This is a genomic window from Nocardioides sp. NPDC058538 (assembly GCF_042719275.1).
Classification (GTDB): Bacteria; Actinomycetota; Actinomycetes; order Propionibacteriales; family Nocardioidaceae; genus Nocardioides.
The window spans coordinates 188,276-212,047 of sequence record NZ_JBHXNY010000004.1; the positions used below are offsets into that span (position 1 = coordinate 188,276).

Here is a 23,772-nt window from a genome sequence, read left to right on the forward strand (position 1 = left end):
GAGGTGGGCTCAGTTGCCGGAGAGGCGCTCGCGCTCGGCCTTGATCTCGGCCTCACGACGCTCGAGCTCGGCGATCCGCTCCTGCTCGGAGGCGGTCAGTTCAGCCGGCTTCTCGGCCTTGTCGCCCTTCTCCTTCTCGTCCTCGTCGCGAAGACCCTTGGTCTCCGTCTTGAAGATGCGCAGCGCCTGACCGGTGCCGCGGGCGAGCTCAGGAAGCTTGGCGGCGCCGAAGACGAGGATGACGATCGCCAAGATGATGAGCCACTCGGCTCCCTGCGGCATACCGATCAATGGAGTGAACATGAACTACCTCATCTACGTCTAGGGGGAACGCCAGAAGTCTACGCGCCCGTACGGTACAGGCCGAGTGCCTGCCGCGCAGACGCGGCAAACGATTCAGTGAACTCTGTGCTCATTTGCGCCCTTCGGTCGTCGGGTTGCGCTTCTCGGGCGTCGGCTCGCGCCCCTCGGGCGTCCTCGGCCACGAGCTCGGCGTGGGGCGCGAGCCGGAGCAGGAAGCGGGTGAGCCAGCGCTGGTCGTAGACCCGCAGTCCCACCTCGAGCCCGCCGCCGGGCAGCTCGACCGGGTCGATCACCGAGTAGTACTCACCGACCCAGCGAGCCTCGGGAGCCAGCCGCACCCGGACGACCGTGCCGTAGTCCGTACGCTCCAGCAGCCCGGCCGCGCCCACAGGGTCGGTGGCCACGGAGCCGATCGTCTCGGGCTTCGCTTCGACAGGTGTGTCGAGCACCTCAGCGCCCCTGATCCGGTCGAGGCGGAAGCTGCGCGGCGCCTCGGCGGTGTGACACCAGGCGTCGAGATACTCGATGTCGCGGATCGAGACCAGCGCGCGCGGATCGATGACCCGCGAGGACTCCTCGTCGCGCGCGGGGACCCAGTAGTCGATGCGTACCTGGCGACCCTGGTCGATCGCGGTCGCGATCGCGGCATGGATCTGGACGAGCGAGGTGTCGAGCGGCTCCTCGCCGGGGTCGACGCTCGCCGCGGCACCCTCGGCCGCCGCCTGCTCGAGCTTGGCCAGCGTACGGTCGACGACTTCCCTGGTCGCAGCAGCCACCGCTCCGCCCCGCAGCGCACGCAGCGCGACGATCACGGCGGTGGCCTCGATCGGGGTGAGCCGCAGCTGGCGGTCGAGGTAGTCGGCGTTGGAGATCCGGATGACCCGGTCGCCGTCGGGCTCGGTCAGCGCGTCGATGTCGACGTCGATCAGGTCGTCGGGGTAGCCGCCGGGCAGGCCGCACATGAAGAGCACCTGCAGGTCCTTGACCAGCTGCTTCTCCTCGACGCCGAGGTCGGCGGCCGCCTTGTCGAGGCGTACGTCGTCGGTTTGGGAGTAGAGGTAGGGCACCAGCGTCAGCAGGCGCCCGACCTGCCCCTTGGCACCCGACGCACCTGTCACGCTCATCGTGTGGCTCCGTCCAAGCGTGCCACCAGCTGCTCCAGCCGCGTCCCGACCTCGCGGCGCAGGTCCTCGGGCTCCTCGACATAGGCGTCGGGGCCGTGGCCCAGCACCGCCCCGACCAGGTCGGCGGGCACCCGGGTCAGCACCACGCGGTCCCAGTCGTCGCGGCCATCGGGCCCGCTCACCCCGGACTCGGTGGAGTCGGCCGCCCTGCGGAGGGTGTAGCCGCTCCCCTGCCGCAGCAGCAGGACCGCCTTCCCCGTCGGCGGGGCCGGCGCCAGGGTTCGTGCGATATCGCGTACATCCACCTCGGCCGGCACCTCGAAGGCATCGAACTCGCCGACCGCCCGGGCCTCCCCCAGGACACGGGAGAGCCGGAAGATGCGGGTGTCGTCGCGGTCGACGTCATGGCCGACGGCGTACCAGCGGCCCGAGTAGCGCACCACGCCCCACGGCTGCAGCCGTCGGTGGGAGGGCTCGGCCGCCCGTGACCCGCGGTAGTCGAACTCGACGACCTGCCGGTCCTGGGTCGCGGCCACGAAGACGTCGAAGGAGCCCTCCTCCGCGGCCAGCCGCGGCTGCACGATCTCCAGCGCCGAGACGTCGGTCTCGAGGCCGGCGGCGTTGAGCTTGCGTACGGCCTCGGTGGTCGCCTCCGCCATCGAGGCGTTCTCCCAGACCTTGGTGGCCAGGGCGACCACCGCGAGCTCGTCGGCCTCCAGCGTGATCGGCGGCAGCGCGAACTGCTCGGGACTGACCCGGTAGCCGATCTCGTCCTCGAAGAAGGAGTCGATCACCCCGGTCTCGATCGGCACACCGAGGCTGCGCAGCTCCTCCTTGTCGCGCTCGAACATCTTCTCGAACGCCTCACCGTGGGACGACGGGTAGAGGACCTCGCGGATCCGCTCCTTCGACACGTTGTCACGCTGCACGAGCAGCATGATGAGCAGGTTCATCAACCGCTCGGTCTTACCCGCCGCCACGGTGTTCTCCCCCTAGAGACTCTTCTACTGCGGCGCCGGGGTGGCTTCGGCCTTGACGACGTCGATGACGAAGTAGAGCGTGCTGTTGGCCGGGATCCCCGGCGTGCCGCCCTGGCCCGGCTTCTCCTCTGCACCGTAGCCCAGTTCCGGCGGGATCTGCAGCAGAACACGGCTGCCGACCTTGACGCCCTCCAGGCCGTTGGTCCAGCCGGCGACCACCTGGTTGAGGGCGAACGGCACGGCCTCCTTGCTGAAGCTCTCGTCGAAGGGCTTCTTGGCGCCGTAGGTCATGCCGAGGTAGTTGGCGGTGACCGTCTGGTCGGTGGTGATCTCCTCGCCGTCACCCTCGGTGACGATAGCTCGCTTGAGCCCGTCGTCTGCCTTCGGCTTGGCGATGCCGGTGAAGTCGAAGCCGGTCGGCTTGCCGTTCTTCTCGACGACCTTCGGGAACTCGGAGGCGTCGACGTCCTTCGGCGTCTTGTCGGCGGCGGGCTTCACCACGTCGACGACGACCAGCAGCGTGTCGTGGTTGCCGATGCCCATCTGCGGGTTGCCGCCCTCGCCGAGCAGGTCGGCCGAGCCGACGATGGCCTCGATCCGGTCGCCGACCTTGGCGTCCTTCAGGATCGTGCTCCACGGCTTCTCCGCCGGGAGCTCCTCGCCCTCGGGCGCCTGGCTCTCGTAGGCCCACTCCTTGTCCAGGGTGGTGGCGTTGCCGATGTAGATCTTGGCGAACACGCCGCGGTCCTCCGGGATCTCCTCACCCTTGCCCTCGGTCAGTGTCTTGACCTTGGGGTCCTTGGGGTAGGCGATCGCGGACTCCCACTTCAGCGTGGGCGCCTTGTCGACCTCGGCCGAGACCGTGACGCCGTCGAAGCCGGAGACGGTCTCGTCGCCGTACCCCGTCTTCTCCTCGCCGCCACAGGCGACCAGAGCCGGAATGAGCAGGGTGACGGCCAGCGCGCTCAGCGCGTGGCGCAGACGAGGCCGAGGAGCAGTGGGCACAGTGCAAACCTTCGTGACGTGAAATAGAGATAGACGACAGCGGAGCACACCATATCCGCCCGGTGGTTACCCCGCGGCGAAGCCACCCCGGCGGGGGGTGTCACATGCCGTCGATGAGCCGCTGGACGCGCTCGTCGTACGCCTTGAGCGGGTCCTTGCACAGCACGGTGCGCTGCGCCTGGTCGTTGAGCTTGAGGTGGACCCAGTCGACGGTGAAGTCGCGGCGGCGCTCCTGCGCCTTCTTGATGAACTCGCCACGGAGCCGGGCACGGGTGGTCTGCGGCGGCACCGACTTGGCCTCGAAGATCTTCAGATCGGTGGTCGCACGCTTGACCGCGCCCTTCTTCTCCAGCAGGTAGTAGAGGCCGCGATTGCGGTGGATGTCGTGGTAGGCGAGGTCGAGCTGCGCGACTCGCGCGTGGCCCAGCGGAATGCCGTGCTTGGCACGGTAGCGGTCGATCAGCTTCCACTTGATCACCCAGTCGATCTCGCGGTCGACCAGGGAGAGGTCGTCGGACTCGATCGCCTTCAGGCCGCGCTCCCACAGGTCGAGGGCGGCGAGCATGGTCGGATCGGTGATCTCGCGGCGGTCGACGAACTCGCGCGCCTTGGAGAGGTATTCGTTCTGGATGTCGAGGGCACTGGCCTCGCGGCCGTTGGCCAGCCGCACCTTGCGGCGGCCGGTCAGGTCATGGGCGATCTCGCGGATGGCGCGAATCGGGTTCTCCATCGTCATGTCGCGCAGGACGACGCCCTCCTCGATCATCCGCAGCACCAGGTGGCAGCTCGCGATCTTGAGCATCGTGGTGGTCTCGGACATGTTCGAGTCACCTACGATGACGTGGAGTCGCCGGTACTTCTCGGCGTCCGCGTGCGGCTCGTCGCGCGTGTTGATGATCGGACGGGACCTCGTCGTCGCGGACGACACGCCCTCCCAGATGTGCTCGGCACGCTGGGAGACCGCGAACCCGGCACCTCGCGGGGTGTGGGTGACCTTGCCGGCGCCGACGATCAGCTGGCGGGTGACCAGGAACGGGATGAGCACGTCGGCGAGCTTGGAGAACTCCCCGGCGCGGCTGACCATGTAGTTCTCGTGGCAGCCGTAGGAGTTGCCGGCCGAGTCGGTGTTGTTCTTGAACAGATAGATGTCGCCGGCGATGCCTTCGTCGTGCAGCCGCTGCTCGGCGTCGAGGAGCAGTCCCTCCAGGATCCGCTCCCCCGCCTTGTCGTGGGTGACGACCGAGATGACGTCGTCGCACTCGGGCGTGGCGTACTCGGGATGGGAGCCGACGTCGAGGTAGAGCCTCGCGCCGTTCCTGAGGAACACGTTCGAGCTGCGGCCCCAGCTCACGACCTTGCGGAAGAGGTAGCGGGCCACCTCGTCCGGGCTCAGCCGCCGCTGGCCGCGGAACGTGCAGGTCACGCCGTACTCGTTCTCGATGCCGAAGATGCGCCTGTCCATACCTGAAACCCTAGACCGTCGCCGGTCACTCCGGAGGCGTTCAGAGGTACGACACGGCGGGGCGGACCACCCTCCGGAACGTCAGTGCAGCTCGCGCCGGAGAATCGCGATGAACTCGTCCGCCATCCCCAGCTGTCGCTCCAGCTTCTCGCGGCGCACCCCGGCCTCTGCCTGGACCGCGGCGAGGCGTTCCCGCGCCGCGGCGGCGCCGTCGGGGTCGGGCGCGGACCCGCGCAGGATCTCGATGTCGACCATGACCGCCTTCATCTCCTCGAGGCTGAAGCCGAGGGGCTTCATCCGGCGGATCACCAGGATCTTGTCGACGTCATCCTCGGTGTAGAGCCGGAAGCCGCCCTCGCTGCGGCCCGACGGCTTCAGCAGGCCGACCTCCTCCCAGTGCCGGAGGCTGCGCAGCGACAGCTCGGTGCGCGCCGCCACCTCGCCGATCTGCATCGCCCCTTCGGGGGCGGCACTGCGCGTCATGGTGTCCCTTCTCACATCGTCGGCGATCCGAACTCTCACGTAACGTGAGATTAGGGTTCTGGTGTTGCGTACATCCTGCCAGCGACGACGGATCGGATCCCTTTCGTGCCTTCAACCCTGTCCGCCTCCGCCCAGGGCGAGCACACGGTGCGCGCCGCGCTGCGTTCGCCGCGGCTGCTGCGGACGGAGGTGCTGGCGGGTCTCGTCGTCGCGCTCGCGCTGATCCCCGAGGCGATCTCGTTCTCGATCATCGCCGGGGTCGATCCGCGGGTGGGGCTGTTCGCCTCGTTCACGATGGCGGTGGCCATCTCGTTCCTCGGCGGGAGGCCGGCGATGATCTCGGCGGCCACCGGTGCGGTCGCTCTGGTGATCGCCCCGGTGATGCGGGACCACGGCTACGACTACCTGATCGCGACGGTGCTCCTGGGCGGCCTGATCCAGATCGGGCTGGCACTGGCCGGGGTCGCCCGGCTGATGCGCTTCCTCCCACGCTCGGTGATGGTCGGCTTTGTCAACGCGCTCGCGATCCTCGTCCTCGAGGCGCAGATCGTCCACATGGTCGACGTGCCCTGGGCGGTCTACCCCATGATCGCCGTCGGCGTCGCCGTCATCGTCGGGTTCCCGCGGATCAACAAGGTGATCCCGGCCCCGCTGGTCGCGATCGTCGCGCTCACCGCCTTCACCGTCATCGGCGCGGTCGACGTGCCGAACGTCGGCGACCAGGGCGAGCTGCCCGACAGCCTGCCGAGCTGGTTCCTCCCCGACGTACCTCTCACCCTCGACACGCTGCAGATCATCGCCCCCTACGCGCTTGGCATGGCGCTGGTCGGCCTGCTCGAGTCGCTGCTGACCGCCAAGCTCGTCGACGACATCACCGACACCCACTCCGACAAGACGCGCGAGGCCGGCGCTCAGGGTCTCGCGAACCTCATCACCGGCTTCTTCGGCGGCATGGGCGGCTGCGCGGTGGTCGGTCAGACGATGATCAACGTGAAGGTCTCCGGGGCCCGTACGCGCCTGTCCACCTTCCTCGCCGGCGTCTTCCTGCTCATCCTGGTCGTCGGCTTCGGCGACACCGTGGCGCTGATCCCGATGGCCGCCCTGGTCGCGGTGATGATCATGGTCTCGGTCAGTGCCTTCGACTGGCACTCGGTCCGGCCCGCCACCCTGCGGCGGATGCCGCTCTCGGAGACGGCGGTGATGCTGACGACCGTCGCGGTCACCGTCGCGACCCGCAACCTCGCGATCGGTGTCATCGTCGGGGTCCTGGTCGCGATGACGCTCTTCGCGCGCCGCGTCGCCCACCTGACTCACACGCACCGGGAGCTCGTCGAGGACGCCGACGGCAACATGAGCGCCGTCTACCGGGTCACCGGCGAGCTCTTCTTCGCCTCCAGCAACGACCTCTACACGCAGTTCGAGTACGCCGAGGATCCCGACGAGATCGTCATCGACCTCTCCGACTCCCACATCTGGGACGCCTCCACGGTCGCGACGCTCGACGCGATCACCCACAAGTACGAGGCCAAGAACAAGTCCGTACGCATCGTCGGCCTGAACGCCTCCAGCGCCGACCGGCACGAGCGGCTGACCGGTCAGCTCAGCGGTCACTGACCTCGGCGCGCAGAATTCATGTCGCCGACCATGTAGAGATCCGCGCGCCGGCCTCGTTCCCTCGTCGAAGGCACCCGCCACGACGACGAGCACAGTACGAGGATGGCAGTCATGACACACCTGTTGAAGTTCGACCACATCGGCATCACCGTCGCCGACATCGACCTGGTCATGGAGTTCTTCGTCGGCCTGGGGCTGGAGATCGAGGGGCGTACCTTCGTCGAGGGTGAGTTCATCGACACCGTCTGCGGGATCCCCGGGGCACGCTGCGAGGTCGTGATGCTGCGTCCGCCGGGCGGCGGCACCACCCTCGAGCTCGCCCGGTTCGTACGTCCCAACCACGCGCCCGGCACGCCTGAGGCGATGGCCAACATGCTGGGCCTGCGCAACGTCTGCTTCCAGGTCGACGACCTCGACGCGGTCCTCGCGACCATGGCGGAGAAGGGCTATGGGCTGGTCGGCGGAGTCGGCGTCTACGAGGACATCGTGCGGATGGCGTACGTGCGCGGGCCCGAGGGCATCGTCGTCTCGCTCTCGGACCAGATCGTCTGACACCCGGACGTGCCACGTGGGAGTGCTGAGGTCACCAGTGACCCCAGCACTCCCACGTTCTCGAGCTCAGTCGAGCGGCGGGGCGATCGGCGGCTCACCGTCGTCGTCGGCCGGCGGGGCCAACGGCGCCTCGCTGACCGGCTTCTCGGCAGGCTTCTCGGCCAGCTTGTCGGCGGGCTTGTCGGCGGGCGGTTCGACGGCGGCCGGCGTGGCGGCCTCGACCTCCGCGGTCGCGACGGCCGAGCCGAGGATCTCGAGCAGCGTCGCCGGCCGGATCCTGCGGAACTTGCGCGGCTGGGTGCGGTTGCGGTCGAGGACCGCGACCTCGAGGTTCTTCGCCTCGATCTCCCGGTCCTCGGTCTCCGTGTGGCCGAGCGCGGCGACGGCCAGCTTGATGGCGTCCTCGAGCGAGGCGCCCTCGGTGTAGCGCTCCTTGAGGTAGCCGCCGACGGCCTCGGCGGCGCCGCCGATGGCGGCGAACCCGTGCTCGTCGACGACCTGGCCGTCGTAGGTGAGCCGGTAGAGCTGGTCGTCCTCGGCGGAGTCACCGATCTCACCGACGAAGAGCTCGACCTCGTAGGGCTTCTCCCCACCCGAGGAGAAGATCGTGCCGAGGGTCTGGGCGTAGGCGTTGGCCAGGCCACGACCGGTGACGTCGCGCCGGTCGTAGGCGTAGCCGCGCATGTCGGCCAGCCGCACACCGGCGATGCGGAGGTTCTCGAACTCGTTGTAGCGCCCGACCGCGGCGAAGGCGATCCGGTCGTAGATCTCGCTCACCTTGTGCAGCGCCGCCGAGGGGTTCTCGGAGGCGAACACGATGCCGTCGGCGTACTGCAGCGAGACCAGCGCCCGACCCCGGGAGATGCCCTTGCGCGCGAAGTCCGCGCGGTCGCGCATCAGCTGCTCGGGACTCACATAGAACGGAGTGCTCATGGGCTCAGGCCTCCAGCTCGGCGATGGGACCGTCGGGCCGCTGGAGCCTCCCGGTGATGACGGCCTCGGCAACGGCCGCTACGTCGGCGTCGGGCAGGGTGCGCCCACCGTCGGCGGTGATCACGTGGACCAGCGGGAACAGCCTGCGGGACAGGTCCGGGCCGCCGGTTGCCGAGTCGTCGTCGGCCGCGTCGTAGAGCGCCTGGACCAGGACCGCGACCAGCGTGGCCTCGTCGAGGTCGGGCCGGTAGAGCTTCTTGAGGGCGCCCTTGGCGAACAGCGAGCCCGAGCCGACACCGGAGTATCCGGTCTGCTCGTAGCGGCCGCCGGTCGGGTCGTACCCATAGATCTTTCCTTCACCGGCCTCGGGGTCGAACCCGACGAAGAGCGGCACGACGACCAGGCCCTGCATCGCCATCGGTAGGTTGCCCCGGACGAGGGCGGAGAGCCGGCTGGCCTTGCCCTCGATCGAGAGCGTGGTGCCCTCGATCTTCTCGTAGTGCTCCAGCTCGGTCTGGAAGAGCTTGACCAGCTCGACCGCGAGCCCCGCCGAACCGGCGATGCCGACCGCGGAGTATTCATCGGACGGGAAGACCTTGCGCATGTCGCGCTCGGCGATCAGGTTGCCCTGGGTCGCCCGACGGTCACCGGCGATGATCACGCCACCGGGGAAGGTGGCCGCGACGATCGTGGTGCCGTGCGGGGCGATGTCGCTCAGATTGCCCGGGACGGCGTCGCGTCGCGGGAGCAGCTCCGGGGACTGGGCCGTCAGGAAATCGGCAAAGGACGAGGTGCCCGGCGTCATGTAGGCAGCCGGGATGCGGGACTCCGACATTCTCTACTGCCCGCCCTTCTGGATGAAGGACTTCACGAAGTCCTCGGCGTTGGTCTCCAGGACGTCGTCGATCTCGTCCAGGATGTCGTCGACGTCGGAGTCAAGCGCTTCCTTGCGCTCGTTCACATCGGTCTCGGGCGCGGTCTCGACGGACTCCTCCGTCTCGGAGGACTTCTTCGGCTGCTTCTGCTCCTGTGCCATGTCTTCAACCTATCCACTAGCACCGACAAACCTGAGGAAACAATGCCCGATTTCGCTACGGGAGGAAGCAGAAGTCGAACGTTGGGCCGAGATGTGGCACGAGTCGCGATCGACGCTCAGGAACCGGTCAACCGGTTGAAGAGGTCGACGGCGGTCTCGGAGGAGTCGAGCAGGCCACCGACGTGCTTCTTCGTGCCGCGCAGCGGGTCGATGGTCGGCACCCGCTGCAGCGACTCGCGCCCCGGCAGGTCGAAGATGACCGAGTCCCAGCTGGCCGCGGCGACGTTCTCGGAGTACTTCTCCAGGCAGCGGCCGCGGAAGTAGGCCCGGGTGTCGGTCGGCGGCTCGTGCATCGCCTTCTCCACCAGCTCGTCGGTCAGCAGGCGCTGGATCCGCCCGCTGCGTACGAGCCTTTGATAGAGGCCCTTCTCCGGTCGGATGTCGGCGTACTGCAGGTCGATCAGGTGGAGCTTGGGGTCGTCCCACTCCAGACCGTCGCGGTCGCGGTAGCCGAGGAGCAGCTTGTACTTGGCCACCCAGTCGAGCTCGGTGGCGCACTCCATCGGGTCGCGCTCGAGGCGGTCGAGCACCGACTCCCAGCGCTCCAGGACGTCCTTGGTCTGGTAGTCGGCGTCGGAGCCGTAGCGCTCCTCGACGAACTTCTTGGCCAGGTCCAGATACTCCATCTGCAGCTGGACACCGGTCAGCTTGCGACCGTCCTTGAGCGTGATCAGCGTCTTCAGCGACGGGTCGTGAGAGACCGCGCGCAGCGATGAGACCGGGCCGTCGACACTGAGATCACGGGTGATGTAGCCGTCCTCGATCATGGCGAGCACCAGCGACGTACTGCCGAGCTTGAGGTACGTCGAGATCTCGGCGAGGTTGGCGTCACCGAGGATCACGTGGAGGCGGCGGTACTTCTCCGGGTCGGCGTGGGGCTCGTCGCGGGTGTTGATGATCGGCCGCTTGAGCGTGGTCTCCAGCCCGACCTCGACCTCGAAGAAGTCGGCGCGCTGGGAGATCTGGAAGCCGTGCTTGGGGCGCTCCTGCCCGATCCCGACCCGACCGGCGCCGGCGAAGACCTGCCTGGAGACGAAGAACGGGGTCAGATGCTTGACGATGTCGGCGAACGCGGTCGAGCGGCGCATGAGGAAGTTCTCGTGCGCACCGTAGGAGACACCCTTGTTGTCGGTGTTGTTCTTGTAGAGGTGGATCTGCGGGTTGCCCGGCAGCCGCGCGGCCGCGCGGGAGGCGTCGAGCATCACCTGCTCACCCGCCTTGTCCCACCGCACCGCGTCCAGCGGGTTGGTCACCTCTGGGCAGGAGAACTCCGGGTGGGCGTGGTCGACGTAGAGCCGCGCACCGTTGGTGAGGATGACGTTGGCCAGCCCCAGATCCTCGTCGGTGAGCTGGCTGGGATCGGCCACCTGCCGCGACATGTCGAACCCGCGCGCGTCGCGCAGCGGCGACTCCTCCTCGAAGTCCCAGCGCGCTCTCCTCGCCTTGAGAGTCGAGGATGCGTACGCATTGACGACCTGGCTCGAGGCCACCATCGGGTTGGCCTGGGGCTGTCCGGCCACGGAAATTCCGTATTCGACCTCCGTGCCCATCACCCGTCGTACGCTCATGCCTGCAAGGCTACCGGCCACGTGCACGAAGGCACGTGAGCATCCACACGCCACGCTGAGGTTTGCCCGAGGTTGTTCGGCTGGGCGGCACCGGGAGGAGACCGCTAGTGAAACGCCATGTCCGGGGGTATGTCGTCGGCGGAAGCGGGTCATGGTGAGGTTGGGCCATGGGAACTCCTGAGATCCGGCGGGCCACCGCCGACGACCTCGACGACATCTTCTCGATCTGCCTGCTCACCGGGGCGTCGGGCGAGAACGCCACCGAGTTCTACGACGACCCGCGGCTGCTGGGGAACATCTACGCCGCTCCCTACATCGTGCTGCGTCTCGGGCTCGGGTTCGTGGCGGTCGACTCCGAGGGCGTGGTGGGCTACGTCGTCGGCACCCCGTTCACCCGCGCCTTCGAGAAGGAGTGCGAGGAGGACTGGTGGCCCGCGCTCCGCGTCGTCAACCCCGACCCGGGGCCCGACCATGACCGCACCGACTGGAACGCCCGGCTCCGCTCCCAGATCCACCGCCCGCCACGGATGCTGGGCGAGATCCTCAGCGAGTTCCCGGCACACCTGCATATCAACCTGCTGCCCCGCGCCCAGGGCCAAGGCGTCGGCAAGGAGCTGATCGGGATGATGCTCGGCGCCTTCCACGTCGCGGGCGTACGCGGCGCGCACCTCGGCGTCGCCGCCGGCAACACCCGCGCCATCGGGTTCTACCGGCGCATCGGCTTCACGGCCCTGGTCGAGGGCGAGGATTCGATGCTGCTCGGTGTCCAATGGACCGGCGAGATGGAAGAGTGAGCTCCCGTGGGACTCTGGGAAGCGCGGGTGGTGCCACACATCGTGGACCGCACCTGCGGCATCGCGCAGCTCGAGCCGCTGCGCCAGCAGGCCTGTGACGGTCTCCGCGGCCAGGTCGTCGAGATCGGCTTCGGCAGCGGGAGCAACACCGGCCTCTATCCGGTCGAGGTCACCGAGATCATCGCCGTGGAACCCTCCGACGTCGCCTGGCAGCTCTCCGCCTCGCGCCGTTCGGGCTCACCGGTCCCGGTGAGCCGCGTCGGGCTCGACGGCGCCCGACTCCCGCTCGCCGACGCCTCGGTCGACACGGGGCTGGTCACGTTCTCGCTGTGCACCATCCCCGACGTCGCCGGCGCACTGTCCGAGCTGCGCCGCGTCCTGCGCCCCGGCGGCACCATCGGCTTCGCCGAGCACGGCCTCTCCCCCGATCCCGGCGTCGCCCGCTGGCAGCGCCGCCTCGACGGCCTCCAGCAGCGCCTCTTCGGCGGCTGCCACCTCGCCCGCGACATCCCGCGGCTCGTCGAGGCCGCCGGCTTCACCCTCGACCGTCTGGAGCAGTCCTACCTCCCCGGCCCGTCACTCTCGCGGCCGTGGGGGTATCTCTCGGTCGGGCGCACGGTTCCTTCGTAAAGCTATGCAGACGAAGGACCAGCCGGCCACGAACGACCGCCCAGCCCGCCTCAGCGCTTACGCGTACGCAGCGCGTGGGCGACGTTGACGCCGACGAGGCCGACCCAGGAGATCACCAGGGCGCCGAGGTTGTCGGTGACGCCGAGGGTGATGCTGATCGGGATGCCGGCCACGGCCGAGCCGGCGCCCAGGACGAACTGGAAGACCGAGGTGCGCGACTCGTTGCGCTCGGCGAGGGTGCGGGCGGCGGCGGTGGCCCCGACTCGCTCCTGAACGGTCTTCTCGATGCGGTCGGCGAAACCGGCTACCAGCTCTGCGTCGAACGCGTCGCCCAACTCATGGCGGGTCTCCAAACCCGCCTCGATGTCCTTGCGCGCCATCTCGTCTGCCACGTCGTTCAACCTTAGAGGATCAGATGCCGGGGCCGAGGGTCCCCGAAGCTGTGCTGAATGTTGGTTCGCTCGGCGTGGCCACGCCACACGTCTCTCCGTCCACATCGCGCGAGCGATCCCGCGAATACCCGAAGGCTAACGCCGCGGCCCCGGCCCGCGCAGCCGAAATGACCTCAGCGTCGAGGTCGGACGGCCCGATGAATTGAGTACGTGGACTCACGCGCCGCTCCCGCACGAGCCGCTGCAATGTTCACATGGACACAGACGTACGACCTGTCGCGCCGAGACGGCTCGACTGGCTGAGCAACGAGACCGCCCGCTGGGTGAGCGAGGGCATCCTCACCGAGGACACCGCGGAGAAGATCAAACGACAGTACGTCGCCTCCCACGCCGGCTCGCTGACGCGGGTCATCTCCTACCTCGGTGGCGCGTTCCTCGGGGTGGGGCTGGTGTGGCTCGTGGCGACCAACCTCGACGCGCTCTCTCCGCTGGTGCGCTTAGTGGGGATCGTCGTCGTCTGGCTCGCCTTCACCGCCGCCGCGGAGACGCTCCCTCTCCCCCGGCCCCTGCGGGGCGCGTTCCGCGGGATCGCGGCGATGAGCTTCGGCGGCGTCATCTTCCAGGCGGCGCAGAGCCTCCAGGTGCCGGCGTACGAGCCCTCCCTGGTGGGGCTCTGGGGACTCGGTGCGCTTCTCTACGCCTACGCGAGCACCGGCCTGGCCCCGCTGGTCGTCGGCATCGTGACCACGATGATCTGGTTCGACTGGCAGGTGGTGGCGAGCAGCGAGAGCACGTTCGCGGGCGTCTTCGCGGTGCTGGTCGGCGGCGTCGTGGCGACCGCGATGGCGGCGCTGCACGACCGTGGCCGCACGACCTTCGCCCAGGTGTGGCGGCTTGCGGGTGGCGTCCTCGTCCTGGGTGGCCTCTTCGTCGCGGCCGTCCCGCAGATCGGGGACCGTGAGCTCGCTTGGAGCCCGGTCCTCCTCGGCGCCGTGGTGATCGCAGGGCTCCTCGTCGCGGTGGCCGTGGGACGTACGGACGGGCTGTCTCGGTGGGAGGTGCTGGCCGCGGCGCTCATCGTGCCGGTCGGGCTCGCGCTGGTCGCCTGGGACCCGCAGGTCGACGACCTCGGCTCGGTCTCGGCCGAGGCGTGGATGTCAGCCTTCGTCAGCATCGCGGCGTACGTCGTCGTCGCCGGTGCGGTCGCCGTCGACGGCTCCGTGCGCGACCAGACGCTGCTGGTCGTGCTCGCCACCGGCGCGCTGGTCGTCTTCACGACCATGCAGAGCTTCGCGGTCTTCGCGCCGATCATGTCCGGCGCCACTCTGTTCCTGATGCTGGGCGTGCTCCTGCTCGCCGCCGGCTTCGTCTTCGACCGCGCCCGGCGAGGCGTGGCCGCCAACCTCAGTGAGGCCCTCTCATGAACGCTCGCACCCGGGTGGCGCTCGTCTGCGTCCTCAACCTCGGCCTTGTCGGCGTCGCCGTCGCCGGCCAGCTCTCCGCCCGCGTCACCGGCGAGGAGGTCCGCCTCCGCGTCGAGCCGGTCGATCCGATCGACCCGCTCCGGGGCGCCTACGTCGACCTCTCCTACACCGACATCAGCAGGCGTACGACCAAGGAGACCGGCGACGCCTACGTCTCGATGGCCCGACGTGGCCCGGTCTGGGAAGCCACCAGCGTCTCCACCGAACGGCCAGCCGAGGGGCCGTTCCTGAAGTGCCACGACGACGGCTGGCGGCTCAGCTGCGGCATCGAGAGCCTTTTCGTCCCGCAGGACCGGGCCCGGGAGATCGAGACCGAGGTCAGCGGCGGCGACGCCATCGCGGTGGTGAAGGTCGACTCGCGCGGCAACGCCGCGCTCGTCTCGGTCCAGACGCGCTGAGGGAGATCAGTCGAGGCGACGGAACAACGCGGCGAGGGCCTGGCCGCCGCCGATGCACATCGTGACGATGCCGAGCTCACCTCCCGTACGTCGCAGGTGCTTGACCACTCGCAACGACAGGATCGCGCCGGTCGCCCCGACCGGGTGGCCGAGCGCGATCGCCCCGCCGTACGGGTTGGTGCGGTCCGGGTCGAGCCCCACGTCACGCGAGACCGCGACGGCCTGGGAGGCGAAGGCCTCGTTGAGCTCGACGATGTCGATGTCGGCAGGGGTGAGACCGGTGCGCTCGAAGAGACTGCGCAGAGCGAGCGTGGGGGCGTACCCCATCAGACCCGGCTCCATCGCCGCGGTCGCGACCTGCTCGAGCGCGACCAGTCCGGTCGCACCCCGGTCACGAGCGGCCGGCTCGGTCGCGAGCACGACCGCGGCGGCGCCGTCGTTGATCCCGGAGGCGTTGCCGGCGGTGACCGTACCGCCCTTGGTGAAGGCAGGCCGCAGCGCAGCGAGCACCTCGAGCGTCGTCTGCGGCTTGGGGTGCTCGTCGGTGTCGACGACTGTGACGCCCCGACGTCCGGAGATCTCGACGGGGACGATCTCCTCCTCGAAGGCCGCCTTGGCAGCCTCCGTCGCACACCGCTGCTGGGACCGGAGCGCGAACTCGTCCTGCTCCTCACGTGAGACGCCGTACTTCTCGGCCACGGCTTCCGCGGTCACCCCCATGTGCACACCGCCGAACGGGTCGGTGAGGATCGCGACCGTGCCGTCGACCAGTTCGCGGTCGCCGAGCCTGTAGCCGTCGCGGGCCCCGAAGTCGTAGAACGGCATCCGGGTCATCGACTCGTCTCCGCCGGCGACGGTGACCTGGAGGTCGTTCCAGCGCATCTCCTGGGCGGCCGACCAGATGGCCTGCAGCCCGCTGCCGCACAGCCGGTTGACGGTGAACGCGGGGACCGAGGTGGGCAGGCCGGCCTCGATGGCGACCCGACGGGCGTTGTACGCATCGGGCCCGACCTGGCCGATGCAGCCCATCACGACCTCCTCCACGTCCGCCGCGGCCACACCGGAGCGCTCGAGCGCCTCGGTGGCCGCCGCCGCGCCGAGCTGGTGGGCCGGCACGTCCTTGAACTGGCCGCCGAAGCTGCCGATCGGGGTGCGGGCCCCGTCGAGCACGACGATGCGTTCCTTGGTCACTGTCTTCCTCCATCTGGTCCGGTCACGGCCGGTTCGTCAGCGCGGCCTCGACGCGGTCGCACAGGTCGGTCTTGCGGATCTTCCCGCTCGGCGTACGTGGCATCTCGTCGATGACCTCGAGCCGCTCGGGGAGCTTCTGGGTCGTCAGCCCGCGGCCTCGCAGGTGGGTCGTGAGGGCCGTCAGATCGAGGTCGGCGCCGGGCTCGAGCACGACCCAGGCGCAGACCCGCTCACCGAGCACGGGGTCGGGCATGGGCGTGACCGCGACGTCGGCTACGCCGGGGACCTCGGCGACCAAGTCCTCGATCTCCCGTGCGCTGAACTTCTCCCCGCCGCGGTTGATGATGTCCTTGATCCGGCCCTGCACGGTCAGCCAGCCACCGGCATCGAGGCGTACGAGGTCGCCCGTCCGGAACCAGCCGTCGGCGGTGAAGGCGCCGTTGTGCCCGGCGTCGACGTACCCCGAGCACAGCTGCGGACCGCGCCACCAGGCCTCGCCGATCGAGCCGGAGGGCAGGTCCCTGCCGGTGCCGGGATCGACCACCCTCCCCTCGGTCGGGAAGAGCCAGTGCCCCTCGGTGCCCCAGCGCTGGAGCTCCGGGTCCCACGGCGAGCCAGAGCTGGCGTTGGGGCACTCGGTGGCGCCGTACATCCGAACCACCGTGCCGAGCCGCCCGTGAGCGCGGCGGGCGAGTGCCTCGGGTACGTCCGCACCGCCGCACACGATCGTCCGGATGTGGTCCAGACGTACGCCACGGTCCTCCGCGATCTCGGTGAGGGCGGCCAGGAACGGGGTGGCGAAGATGAAGAAGGTCGTCCGGTCGCGTTCGACCAGGTCGAACGCCTGCTGAGGATCCCATGCCTCCTGGAGGGTGACCGAGCAGCCGAAGGCGACCGGGAAGAGGACGCTCAGCGAGATGCCGGTGATGTGGCTGACCGGCGACGGGTTGAAGAGGACGTCGTTCTCGTTGAGCCCGAACGCGCGCTGACAGATGTCGCCCGAGGCCGCGATCCCCTCCTGCGTGTGGATCGCGCCCTTGGGGTCGGCGGTGGTCCCCGAGGTGTAGATGACGAGCGCGACGTCGCCGTCCCGCCCGGCGCTCGCGAGCGCGGTCTCGACGTCCACCGGTTCGGTACGCAGCGCCTCCTCGAACCGCTCGCCACCTGCCCCGCCGCGTACCCACAGGACATGGTCGAGCCCGACGCCTTCGCCGACCAGGTCGGCGTAGAGGTCGCGGTAGGAGTATCCGCGGAACTCCTCCGCGACGATCGCGAAGCGTGCACCGGTCTGGCGCACGATGAAGCCGACCTCGCGCTGCCGCAGGATGCTCGTCATCGGAACCACGACACCGCCTGCCATCAGCACCCCGTGGAACGCCACGACCGCCTCGGTCCAGCTGGGCAGCTGGATGGCGACGGCCTCCCCGCGGCGCAGACCGCGCTCGCGCAGCCAGCCTGCGAGAGCGGCGGCGCGGTCCCAGAGCCGGCCGAACGTCAGCTGGGTCGTCGAGTCACGGACCGCGACCTTGTCGCCGAAGCGGTCGACGCAGCGCCGCAGGTCATCAGTGACGCAGGCCGGATGCCACACCCCGGCGGCGCGGTAGAAGCGGTCGATCTCGGGGGCGGGTCGCCAGGTCGGCGCGATCGTGCGAGTCATCCGGCCCTCAGATCCGGACCAGCGTCTTGCCGGTCGTACGCCCAGCCATCATGTCGGCGATCGCCTGCGGCGCCGCCGCGAGACCGGCGTAGACACTCTCGTGGTAGCTCAGCCGGCCCTCGGCGAGCCAGCCGCCGACCCGCTCCTGCATCTCGTCGAGCAACGGCACGTGCGCGCTGCCCCGGAAGCCGCGGAGGGTGAGGTTCTTGGAGGTGGCGAGGAACAGATTGTCCGGGCCGGCGGGTGCCCCTTCGTACTCCGAGATCGAGCCGCACAGGGCGATCCGGCCACGGATGTTCATCGCCGCGAGGGCGGCTTCGAGGTGGCTGCCGCCGACGTTGTCGAAGTAGAGGTCGAGCCCCTCGGGCGCGGCATCGCGCAGCGACTCCACCAGCGGGCGATCGCGCCAACTGAAGGCGGCATCCACGCCGAGCTCGTCCCGCAGCCAGGCGACCTTCTCCTCGGTGCCCGCGCTCGCGACGACCCGCAGGCCGGAGAGCTTCGCGATCTGGCAGACCAGGCTCCCGACCGCTCCCGCAGCCGCCGAGACCCAGATCGTCGGGGTCTCTTCGCGGGCTTCGAGCGCATCGATGACATGCAGCCCGGCGTACGCGGTCAGGCCCATCGGACCGAGAGGGCCGAGGTAGGTCTGCGGTGAGACCTGCTCGACGTCAAGGACACGCAGGTCGGCGACACCGTTCATCGCGACCTCGCCGGGATCGACGATCGCGTGGCTGCGCCAGCCGTAGGAGTGCCACACCGTCGCACCGACCGGAAAGCCCTCGGCACGGGACTCCTCGATGACGCCGACCGTGAAGATCCCGTCCATCGGCTCGCGCGGCGGGAAGGCCGGAAAGTAGCCCTCGGGCGCGTCGGCTCGCAGCCGGAGCCGCATCCCCGGGTCGACCGAGGTCCAGGTGTTGCGGACCAGCACCTGACCGGCCCGTGGATCGGGCAGGTCGACGCTCACGAGCTCGAAGTGCTCCGGACGGACATCACCGTCCGGGAGCGTGACCACATGCACCTGGGTGCTCTTCACAGGACCTCCTCGATGGTTCGGGCGTCTGGACACAGCGCCTGAACCAAACTAACTTCAGTTCTATGTACACCGCAATGGGCGCATGGCAATGGACCGGGACCGGACGTCCCCTCACGCTCAACCAGGTGCCCGTCCCCACCCCTGCGGCGGACGAGGTCCTGATCCGCGTGCGCGCGGCCGGCATGTGCCACTCCGACGTGGGCGAACTGGACGAGCCGTCGTGGGCAGCCAACATCAAGCGCAACCCGATCACCCTCGGCCACGAGATCGCTGGCGAGATCGCGCAGGTCGGCACGGCGGTCACGCAGTGGCAGGTCGGGGACCGGGTCGGCGTACATCCTCTCGGCGACACCGTCCCCGGCTACAGCCGCGACGGCGGGTACGCCGCGTACACCGTCGCCCCTGCCACCGACCTGATCGCGATGCCCGACGGCCTTCCGTTCGACCTGGCCGCCGCCGGCACGGACGCAGGCATGACCTCCCACCACGCGGTCGCCGCGGTCGCCCGCGTCGGCAGCGGTGACCGTGTCGGCATCATCGGGCTGGGCGGGCTCGGCCAGTTCGGCGCCCGCATCGCTGCCCTGCTCGGCGCCGAGGTGTACGCCGCCGACACCAGCCCCGCGGCAGTGGCTCTCGGCGAGCAGCTCGGCCTCGCTGCCGTGCATCCGCGAGCCGAGGACCTGATCGGCCTCGGCCTCGACGTGGTCATCGACTTCGCCGGCTTCGGCTCCACCACCTCGGCCGCGGTCGGCGCGATCCGCAAGGGCGGCACCATCGTCATGGTCGGCATGGGCGCGGTCGAGACGACCCTCGTCATCGCCGACGTCATCCACCAGGGCGCCCACATCCACGGCTCGTCCGGCGGCACCCGCGAGGACATCGCCAGGGTGTACGACTACCTCGCCCAGGGCGAGATCACCCCGACCATCGAGCACCTCGACCACGTCCAGGTCCCGGACGGCATCGAGCGCCTCCGGGCCGGCCGGGTCACGGGTCGGCTCGTGGTCACCACCGACTGACCCCTAGGCCGAGCTGCTCGAGGTCGGCACCTCAGGATGCCGCGACCAGTGGCCTGGCCACAGCCTCCGCCCCGGCCGCTGCCGCGTCCAACGGATAGACCTTCATGGTCTCAGGGCGCAGGCCGACGACCACCTTCGTACCCTCCTCCGCGCCACGCAGCCACGACCCGTGGAGCGCGCTGCTCGCCCGGAGGCGGAGCTCCTCCTGCCCCGCGGCGACGGTGACGTCGTACGTGCGCCCGCCGAACTCGGAGGAGAGCAGCTCGGCCTCGAGCGGGACGACGCCGGACGGCACGGAGGCCAGGTCCCGGTAGAGCTCGAGGTCGTCGGGCCACAGCCGCGCGACCACCGCGTCCGAATCGGGCAGATCCCGCTCGAGCGCGATGTCGACGCCCGCGTTCGTACGCCATCCCTCGGCGCCTCGGTGCAGCTCGAGCCGGTTGGACATGCCGATGAACTCGGCGACGTAGTCGGTCGCCGGGTCGGCGTAGACCCGCTGCGGCGTGTCGACCTGTTCCATCCTGCCGGCGCGCATGATGGCCAGCCGGTCACCGAGCGCGAACGCCTCGGACTGGTCGTGGGTCACGAAGACCGCACCGAAACCGAGGCTCTCGTGCAACCGGTGGATCTCCGTACGCACCGTGTCCCGCAGTCGCGCGTCGAGGTTGCTCAGCGGCTCGTCGAAGAGCACCAGGTCCGGGCGCGAGACCAGGCCACGGGCGACGGCGATGCGCTGCTGCTGCCCACCACTGAGCTGGCTCGGGTAGCGGTCGAGCAGGTGCTCGCAGTGCACCATCGCGGCTGCTTCCTCGACCCGCCCGCCGGCGAGCGCCTCGCGCATCTTGCGCACCTTCAGCGGGTAGGCGATGTTCTTGCGCACGGTCATGTTCGGCCACAGCGCGTACGACTGGAACACCATGCCGACGTCCCGCTTGTGCGCCGGCACGTTCAGCCGCCGACCGGAGTCGAAGACGTGACGCCCCTTGAAGTCGATGACGCCCGACTCCGGGGTCTCGAGGCCGGCGAGACAGCGCAGGGTGGTCGTCTTGCCACAGCCGCTCGGCCCCAGCAGGACCAGGAACTCGCCTTCCTCCATCTCGAGGTCGAGGTGGTCGACGACGACGTTCGATCCGTACGACTTGGTGAGTCCTTCGACTCGGAACTTGGCGGACATCGGCCATTCCTCCATGGGCTTGCTTGGTTGGGTCACGACGGGCGTACGACACGGGCGACGGATGCCCGGGTCGCTCCTCAGAGGTTGTCGAGCACGTTTCGGCCACCGACCAGCATCGCGATGGCGACACCGGCTCCGGTGACGGCGGACATCAGGATCGCCATCGCCCCGACCAGGGGGTACGAACCGTTGGTCCACTGGTCGTAAAGGAGCGTGCCCATCACCTGGGTCGTCGCCGAGCGCACCATGATCGAGGCGGCGAACTCATGGGTGAGCAGGATGAACATCAGGGCGATGGAGCTCAGCACGGCCGGCTTGAGCATGGGAAGCGTGACGTTGAGTGCGGTACGCACCGGGCCGGCGCCGCTCACCGCCGACGCCTCTTGGTAGGTGTTGCCCAGCGAGACCAGCGCCGTCAGCTGCATCCGGGTCGCGAACGGGATCATCAGGACGACGTAGACGAGCACGATGATCGCCTTGGTTCCGTAGAGGATGAACGGCGGCTGGGTGTAGGTCAGCAGGAAACCGACGCCGAAGATAACCGCCGGGATACCGAGCGGCAGCGCGGTGATCAGGTCACCGAGGAGGCGTACGAGCGGCAGGTCCCGCCGCCGCACCATGAGCTGAGCGATACCGAGCCCGATGGGTACGCAGATCGCGACCGCGATCAACGACGTGACGACGCTCGTCACCACCGACTCGACGATGCCGGGGGTCTCGAGCAGCGCACGGTAGTTGTCCAGCGTGAGCAGGCCCCACGACAGGTCGGCAGACCAGAACGGCGAGAGCGACACCAGGATCACCCCGATCAACGGCAGCACCAGCGCGACCAGTCCGTACGCCGCCACCACGACGGCCGCCCAGGCGGACCGGCCGTGCGTCGGCGCGAAGGACTTGCCGCCGTGGGTGACGAACCGCGTCTGGTTGCCGAGCAGGTAGCGCTGGGCGAAGATCACCAGCAGCCCGAAAATCACCAGTGGCGATCCCGCGGCCGCGGCCGCGGCGAAGTTCGTCGGCGATTCGCTCGTACGCCGATACATCTCTGTGGTGAGTACGTTGACGCCCTCGTTCTGCCCGAGCAGCAGCGGGCCGGTGAACTGTCCGAGTCCGAGCAGCAGCGCGACACCCGCGCCGTACACCAGCGACGGGCGCAGCAGCGGCAGTACGATCTTGAAGAAGACCCCGATCGTGGACGACCCGCTGATCGCCGCGGCCTCGAGGTGCTCCGAGCCGATGTTCTGCATCCCGGCACTCACGAAGAGGTAGACGAACGAGGTCAGCCCGAAGCCGGTGATGATGATGATCCAGGTCGTGCTGTAGATGTTGACCGGACCGCTCTCGAGGTCCTGCCACCACGGCAGGTGCCGCAGCGTGGCGTTGAGGTAGCCGGGTCCCGGCGAGAGCAGGAACGCCCAGCCGGCGACATTGGCCACCGACGGCATCACGATCGGCAGCAGCGGGACGACCCGCAGGAAGCCGAGTCGCCGCGGGAGCCGGCTCGTCGCGAAGGCGAGGACGGTGCCGAGCACCATCGCGATGGCCAACGAGACCACCGCGAGCAGGAGTGTCGTACGGAGCGTCTCCCCGATGTCGTCGCGCCCGAACTGGGCCCGATAGCCGCTCGCGCCGTCGGCGAACGCGAGCGACTGGAGCCGATAGAGCGGCACCACGACGAGATACCCCAGGATGAGGATCAAGGGCGCGTACGTCAGGCGCGCGCGCCAGGTGGCGGCGTCGCCGCGCAGACGAGGCAGTGTGCTGCTGACGATCGTGGTCATGAGGTCTTCCTCGAGGTCGGGGTCGGCGAAGGGGCGGCGATCAGCTCTGGAAGAGCGATTCCCACTGCTTCTGGTACTCGTTGACCGAGTCCTGGTCGAGCGTCTTCGGGTCGGGAAGCTCGATGTCCTGCGCCAGCAGGTCCGAACCAGGGACGCCGGTCCCCTCGACGTCAGGCAGGACACCGACGTAGTTGTGCGAGATGGCGGCCTGACCTTCGGGCGTCACCATGAAGTCCGCGAGCACCTGGGCGGCATTGGCGTGCGGCGCCGAGGCGAGCACCTGGCTGTACCACGGGACACCGAACGGGTCCTCGGGAACCACGAAGTCGACCGGCGCACCGCTCGCCTTCGTGTCGAGCATGGTCGTACCGACCGTCGGGGAGCCCCAGATCTCACCGGAGGCGATCGCCTGGTCGATGGCCACCGCGCTCGGGTAGATGCGCGGCTTCTGGGAGGCGAGCTTCTTCACGAACCCACCGCCCCAGTCGGCGTCGATCCGGCGGTACATGTCCACATATGTCGGGATGCCCGCCGGGTTGGTGATGCCCAGCTTCCCGCCGCTCGCGTTCGCGGCCAGGACGTCCTCGTAGGTGTGCAGGCCCTTCGGCAGCTTTCGGGTGTTCCACCCGTAGCCGAAGACGGTCGCGCTGGAGAGGAACCACTTCTCGTCCATGATGCTCTCGGAGCGCTGGTAGTCCTCGTTGTCGAAGCTCGGGCCGACGACCTTGACGTTCCAGTTCTGCTTCGTCGCGTTGTCCATGAAGGCCGCGTCGGTCGCCATCTGGATGTCCGCGGTGCCCTGGCCGGTCTGGATCTCGGTCTCGACCTTGGGGACGATGTCGGCGTCGGTGCCGCGTACATAGTTCAGCTTGATCCCGGGGTACTTCGCCTCGAACGCCTTCTTCAGCAGCTCGAGGTTGTCCGGGGAGTGGGTGGAGTAGAGGGTGACCGAGCCCTCGTCCTTGGCTGCCGCGACGATCTCTTTCCAGCTACCGGCGAGCTCGGTCTTGGTGGCGCCGCCACCACAGGCCGTCAGGGTCGTCGCGACCGCCACCGTTGCGGCGGCCAGCGCGAACAGGCGTCGTCTGATCATCTC

General features: G+C 69.1%; 24 protein-coding genes. 7 read left to right on the forward strand and 17 right to left on the reverse strand.

Annotated elements, in window-relative coordinates:
- Positions 1-9: 9 nt before the first annotated feature.
- The 6 genes from tatA to ACFWQC_RS05720 all read right to left on the reverse strand — a co-directional run bounded on the left by tatA (position 10) and on the right by ACFWQC_RS05720 (position 5,357).
- On the reverse strand, positions 10-303 hold the full coding sequence (tatA, locus tag ACFWQC_RS05695) for a twin-arginine translocase TatA/TatE family subunit (protein ID WP_141804833.1): 294 nt from the start codon (positions 301-303) through the stop codon (positions 10-12).
- Between the two features lie 38 nt (positions 304-341).
- Entirely contained in the window at positions 342-1,427 is a 1,086-nt protein-coding gene (locus ACFWQC_RS05700; protein ID WP_378674301.1) for a helix-turn-helix transcriptional regulator, read from the reverse strand.
- On the reverse strand, positions 1,424-2,407 hold the full coding sequence (locus tag ACFWQC_RS05705) for a helix-turn-helix transcriptional regulator (protein ID WP_378674304.1): 984 nt from the start codon (positions 2,405-2,407) through the stop codon (positions 1,424-1,426). The genes ACFWQC_RS05700 and ACFWQC_RS05705 overlap by 4 nt, the downstream gene beginning before the upstream one ends.
- A gap of 24 nt (positions 2,408-2,431) precedes the next feature.
- Complete coding sequence (locus ACFWQC_RS05710; RefSeq protein ID WP_378674307.1) at positions 2,432-3,412, reverse strand: FKBP-type peptidyl-prolyl cis-trans isomerase; 981 nt, start codon at positions 3,410-3,412, stop codon at positions 2,432-2,434.
- Positions 3,413-3,512: 100 nt separating this feature from the next.
- Positions 3,513-4,874, reverse strand: a complete 1,362-nt coding sequence (gene pafA / locus ACFWQC_RS05715; protein WP_355021337.1) for a Pup--protein ligase — start codon at positions 4,872-4,874, stop codon at positions 3,513-3,515.
- Between the two features lie 81 nt (positions 4,875-4,955).
- Positions 4,956-5,357, reverse strand: a complete 402-nt coding sequence (locus ACFWQC_RS05720; RefSeq protein WP_378674310.1) for a MerR family transcriptional regulator — start codon at positions 5,355-5,357, stop codon at positions 4,956-4,958.
- A gap of 147 nt (positions 5,358-5,504) precedes the next feature.
- Between ACFWQC_RS05720 and ACFWQC_RS05725 the strand changes: the two genes are divergently transcribed.
- On the forward strand, positions 5,505-6,971 hold the full coding sequence (locus ACFWQC_RS05725) for a SulP family inorganic anion transporter (RefSeq protein WP_378674485.1): 1,467 nt from the start codon (positions 5,505-5,507) through the stop codon (positions 6,969-6,971).
- Between the two features lie 111 nt (positions 6,972-7,082).
- Positions 7,083-7,523, forward strand: a complete 441-nt coding sequence (locus tag ACFWQC_RS05730; RefSeq protein ID WP_378674313.1) for a VOC family protein — start codon at positions 7,083-7,085, stop codon at positions 7,521-7,523.
- Between the two features lie 66 nt (positions 7,524-7,589).
- Here ACFWQC_RS05730 and prcA read toward each other — a convergent pair whose 3' ends face one another.
- The 4 genes from prcA to dop form a co-directional block, all read right to left on the reverse strand.
- The gene (gene prcA, locus ACFWQC_RS05735; RefSeq protein ID WP_378674316.1) at positions 7,590-8,456 is read right to left on the reverse strand and encodes a proteasome subunit alpha; all 867 of its coding nucleotides are present in this window, start codon (positions 8,454-8,456) and stop codon (positions 7,590-7,592) included.
- A gap of 4 nt (positions 8,457-8,460) precedes the next feature.
- Positions 8,461-9,291 carry a proteasome subunit beta gene (prcB, locus tag ACFWQC_RS05740; RefSeq protein ID WP_378674319.1) on the reverse strand — a complete coding sequence of 277 codons (831 nt, stop codon included), beginning with the start codon at positions 9,289-9,291 and terminating at the stop codon, positions 8,461-8,463.
- A 3-nt stretch (positions 9,292-9,294) separates the two neighbouring features.
- Complete coding sequence (locus ACFWQC_RS05745) at positions 9,295-9,492, reverse strand: ubiquitin-like protein Pup (protein ID WP_008356645.1); 198 nt, start codon at positions 9,490-9,492, stop codon at positions 9,295-9,297.
- Between the two features lie 116 nt (positions 9,493-9,608).
- Positions 9,609-11,120, reverse strand: a complete 1,512-nt coding sequence (gene dop, locus ACFWQC_RS05750) for a depupylase/deamidase Dop (protein WP_378674322.1) — start codon at positions 11,118-11,120, stop codon at positions 9,609-9,611.
- 167 nt (positions 11,121-11,287) lie between these two features.
- On the opposite strand from dop, the gene ACFWQC_RS05755 reads away from it, so the two are divergent.
- Together ACFWQC_RS05755 and ACFWQC_RS05760 are read left to right on the forward strand one after the other, a co-directional pair.
- On the forward strand, positions 11,288-11,914 hold the full coding sequence (locus tag ACFWQC_RS05755) for a GNAT family N-acetyltransferase (RefSeq protein WP_378674325.1): 627 nt from the start codon (positions 11,288-11,290) through the stop codon (positions 11,912-11,914).
- A gap of 6 nt (positions 11,915-11,920) precedes the next feature.
- The gene (locus tag ACFWQC_RS05760) at positions 11,921-12,544 is read left to right on the forward strand and encodes a methyltransferase domain-containing protein (RefSeq protein WP_378674327.1); all 624 of its coding nucleotides are present in this window, start codon (positions 11,921-11,923) and stop codon (positions 12,542-12,544) included.
- A 50-nt stretch (positions 12,545-12,594) separates the two neighbouring features.
- Here the strand turns inward: ACFWQC_RS05760 and ACFWQC_RS05765 are convergent, their stop codons facing one another.
- Positions 12,595-12,936: a hypothetical protein gene (locus tag ACFWQC_RS05765; RefSeq protein WP_160023009.1), complete on the reverse strand. Its 342-nt coding sequence runs from the start codon at positions 12,934-12,936 to the stop codon at positions 12,595-12,597.
- Positions 12,937-13,190: 254 nt separating this feature from the next.
- On the opposite strand from ACFWQC_RS05765, the gene ACFWQC_RS05770 reads away from it, so the two are divergent.
- Together ACFWQC_RS05770 and ACFWQC_RS05775 are read left to right on the forward strand one after the other, a co-directional pair.
- Positions 13,191-14,360 carry a DUF2157 domain-containing protein gene (locus ACFWQC_RS05770; RefSeq protein ID WP_378674331.1) on the forward strand — a complete coding sequence of 390 codons (1,170 nt, stop codon included), beginning with the start codon at positions 13,191-13,193 and terminating at the stop codon, positions 14,358-14,360.
- Positions 14,357-14,818 carry a GDYXXLXY domain-containing protein gene (locus ACFWQC_RS05775; RefSeq protein ID WP_378674334.1) on the forward strand — a complete coding sequence of 154 codons (462 nt, stop codon included), beginning with the start codon at positions 14,357-14,359 and terminating at the stop codon, positions 14,816-14,818. Before ACFWQC_RS05770 ends, ACFWQC_RS05775 begins: the two co-directional genes overlap by 4 nt.
- Before the next feature lie 6 nt (positions 14,819-14,824).
- Here the strand turns inward: ACFWQC_RS05775 and ACFWQC_RS05780 are convergent, their stop codons facing one another.
- The 3 genes from ACFWQC_RS05780 to ACFWQC_RS05790 are packed head-to-tail and all read right to left on the reverse strand — an operon-like array spanning position 14,825 to position 18,705.
- Positions 14,825-16,009 carry a thiolase family protein gene (locus ACFWQC_RS05780; RefSeq protein ID WP_378674336.1) on the reverse strand — a complete coding sequence of 395 codons (1,185 nt, stop codon included), beginning with the start codon at positions 16,007-16,009 and terminating at the stop codon, positions 14,825-14,827.
- A gap of 22 nt (positions 16,010-16,031) precedes the next feature.
- Positions 16,032-17,666, reverse strand: a complete 1,635-nt coding sequence (locus ACFWQC_RS05785; RefSeq protein ID WP_378674339.1) for a class I adenylate-forming enzyme family protein — start codon at positions 17,664-17,666, stop codon at positions 16,032-16,034.
- Positions 17,667-17,673: 7 nt separating this feature from the next.
- Positions 17,674-18,705: an NADP-dependent oxidoreductase gene (locus tag ACFWQC_RS05790; RefSeq protein WP_378674341.1), complete on the reverse strand. Its 1,032-nt coding sequence runs from the start codon at positions 18,703-18,705 to the stop codon at positions 17,674-17,676.
- 62 nt (positions 18,706-18,767) lie between these two features.
- Between ACFWQC_RS05790 and ACFWQC_RS05795 the strand changes: the two genes are divergently transcribed.
- On the forward strand, positions 18,768-19,724 hold the full coding sequence (locus ACFWQC_RS05795) for a zinc-binding dehydrogenase (RefSeq protein WP_378674344.1): 957 nt from the start codon (positions 18,768-18,770) through the stop codon (positions 19,722-19,724).
- 31 nt (positions 19,725-19,755) lie between these two features.
- On the opposite strand, the gene ACFWQC_RS05800 is transcribed toward ACFWQC_RS05795, so the two are convergent.
- The 3 genes from ACFWQC_RS05800 to ACFWQC_RS05810 all read right to left on the reverse strand — a co-directional run bounded on the left by ACFWQC_RS05800 (position 19,756) and on the right by ACFWQC_RS05810 (position 23,769).
- Entirely contained in the window at positions 19,756-20,898 is a 1,143-nt protein-coding gene (locus ACFWQC_RS05800; RefSeq protein WP_378674346.1) for an ABC transporter ATP-binding protein, read from the reverse strand.
- Positions 20,899-20,975: 77 nt separating this feature from the next.
- Positions 20,976-22,676 (reverse strand): ABC transporter permease, encoded by a 1,701-nt coding sequence (locus ACFWQC_RS05805; RefSeq protein ID WP_378674349.1) that lies wholly within the window; start codon positions 22,674-22,676, stop codon positions 20,976-20,978.
- Between the two features lie 40 nt (positions 22,677-22,716).
- Entirely contained in the window at positions 22,717-23,769 is a 1,053-nt protein-coding gene (locus ACFWQC_RS05810) for an ABC transporter substrate-binding protein (RefSeq protein ID WP_378674352.1), read from the reverse strand.
- Between the last annotated feature and the right edge of the window lie 3 nt (positions 23,770-23,772).

What these genes read in the sequence shown, in the direction of transcription:
- ACFWQC_RS05800 (WP_378674346.1), bottom strand. Translation starts at nt 20,898, where the DNA reads ATGTCCGCCAAGTTCCGAGTCGAAGGACTCACCAAGTCGTACGGATCG.
- ACFWQC_RS05730 (WP_378674313.1), top strand. Translation starts at nt 7,083, where the DNA reads ATGACACACCTGTTGAAGTTCGACCACATCGGCATCACCGTCGCCGAC.
- dop (WP_378674322.1), bottom strand. Translation starts at nt 11,120, where the DNA reads ATGAGCGTACGACGGGTGATGGGCACGGAGGTCGAATACGGAATTTCC.
- ACFWQC_RS05795 (WP_378674344.1), top strand. Translation starts at nt 18,768, where the DNA reads ATGTACACCGCAATGGGCGCATGGCAATGGACCGGGACCGGACGTCCC.
- ACFWQC_RS05700 (WP_378674301.1), bottom strand. Translation starts at nt 1,427, where the DNA reads ATGAGCGTGACAGGTGCGTCGGGTGCCAAGGGGCAGGTCGGGCGCCTG.
- ACFWQC_RS05810 (WP_378674352.1), bottom strand. Translation starts at nt 23,769, where the DNA reads ATGATCAGACGACGCCTGTTCGCGCTGGCCGCCGCAACGGTGGCGGTC.
- ACFWQC_RS05745 (WP_008356645.1), bottom strand. Translation starts at nt 9,492, where the DNA reads ATGGCACAGGAGCAGAAGCAGCCGAAGAAGTCCTCCGAGACGGAGGAG.
- ACFWQC_RS05775 (WP_378674334.1), top strand. Translation starts at nt 14,357, where the DNA reads ATGAACGCTCGCACCCGGGTGGCGCTCGTCTGCGTCCTCAACCTCGGC.
- pafA (WP_355021337.1), bottom strand. Translation starts at nt 4,874, where the DNA reads ATGGACAGGCGCATCTTCGGCATCGAGAACGAGTACGGCGTGACCTGC.
- ACFWQC_RS05785 (WP_378674339.1), bottom strand. Translation starts at nt 17,666, where the DNA reads ATGACTCGCACGATCGCGCCGACCTGGCGACCCGCCCCCGAGATCGAC.
- ACFWQC_RS05720 (WP_378674310.1), bottom strand. Translation starts at nt 5,357, where the DNA reads ATGACGCGCAGTGCCGCCCCCGAAGGGGCGATGCAGATCGGCGAGGTG.
- prcB (WP_378674319.1), bottom strand. Translation starts at nt 9,291, where the DNA reads ATGTCGGAGTCCCGCATCCCGGCTGCCTACATGACGCCGGGCACCTCG.
- tatA (WP_141804833.1), bottom strand. Translation starts at nt 303, where the DNA reads ATGTTCACTCCATTGATCGGTATGCCGCAGGGAGCCGAGTGGCTCATC.
- ACFWQC_RS05755 (WP_378674325.1), top strand. Translation starts at nt 11,288, where the DNA reads ATGGGAACTCCTGAGATCCGGCGGGCCACCGCCGACGACCTCGACGAC.
- prcA (WP_378674316.1), bottom strand. Translation starts at nt 8,456, where the DNA reads ATGAGCACTCCGTTCTATGTGAGTCCCGAGCAGCTGATGCGCGACCGC.
- ACFWQC_RS05770 (WP_378674331.1), top strand. Translation starts at nt 13,191, where the DNA reads ATGGACACAGACGTACGACCTGTCGCGCCGAGACGGCTCGACTGGCTG.
- ACFWQC_RS05805 (WP_378674349.1), bottom strand. Translation starts at nt 22,676, where the DNA reads ATGACCACGATCGTCAGCAGCACACTGCCTCGTCTGCGCGGCGACGCC.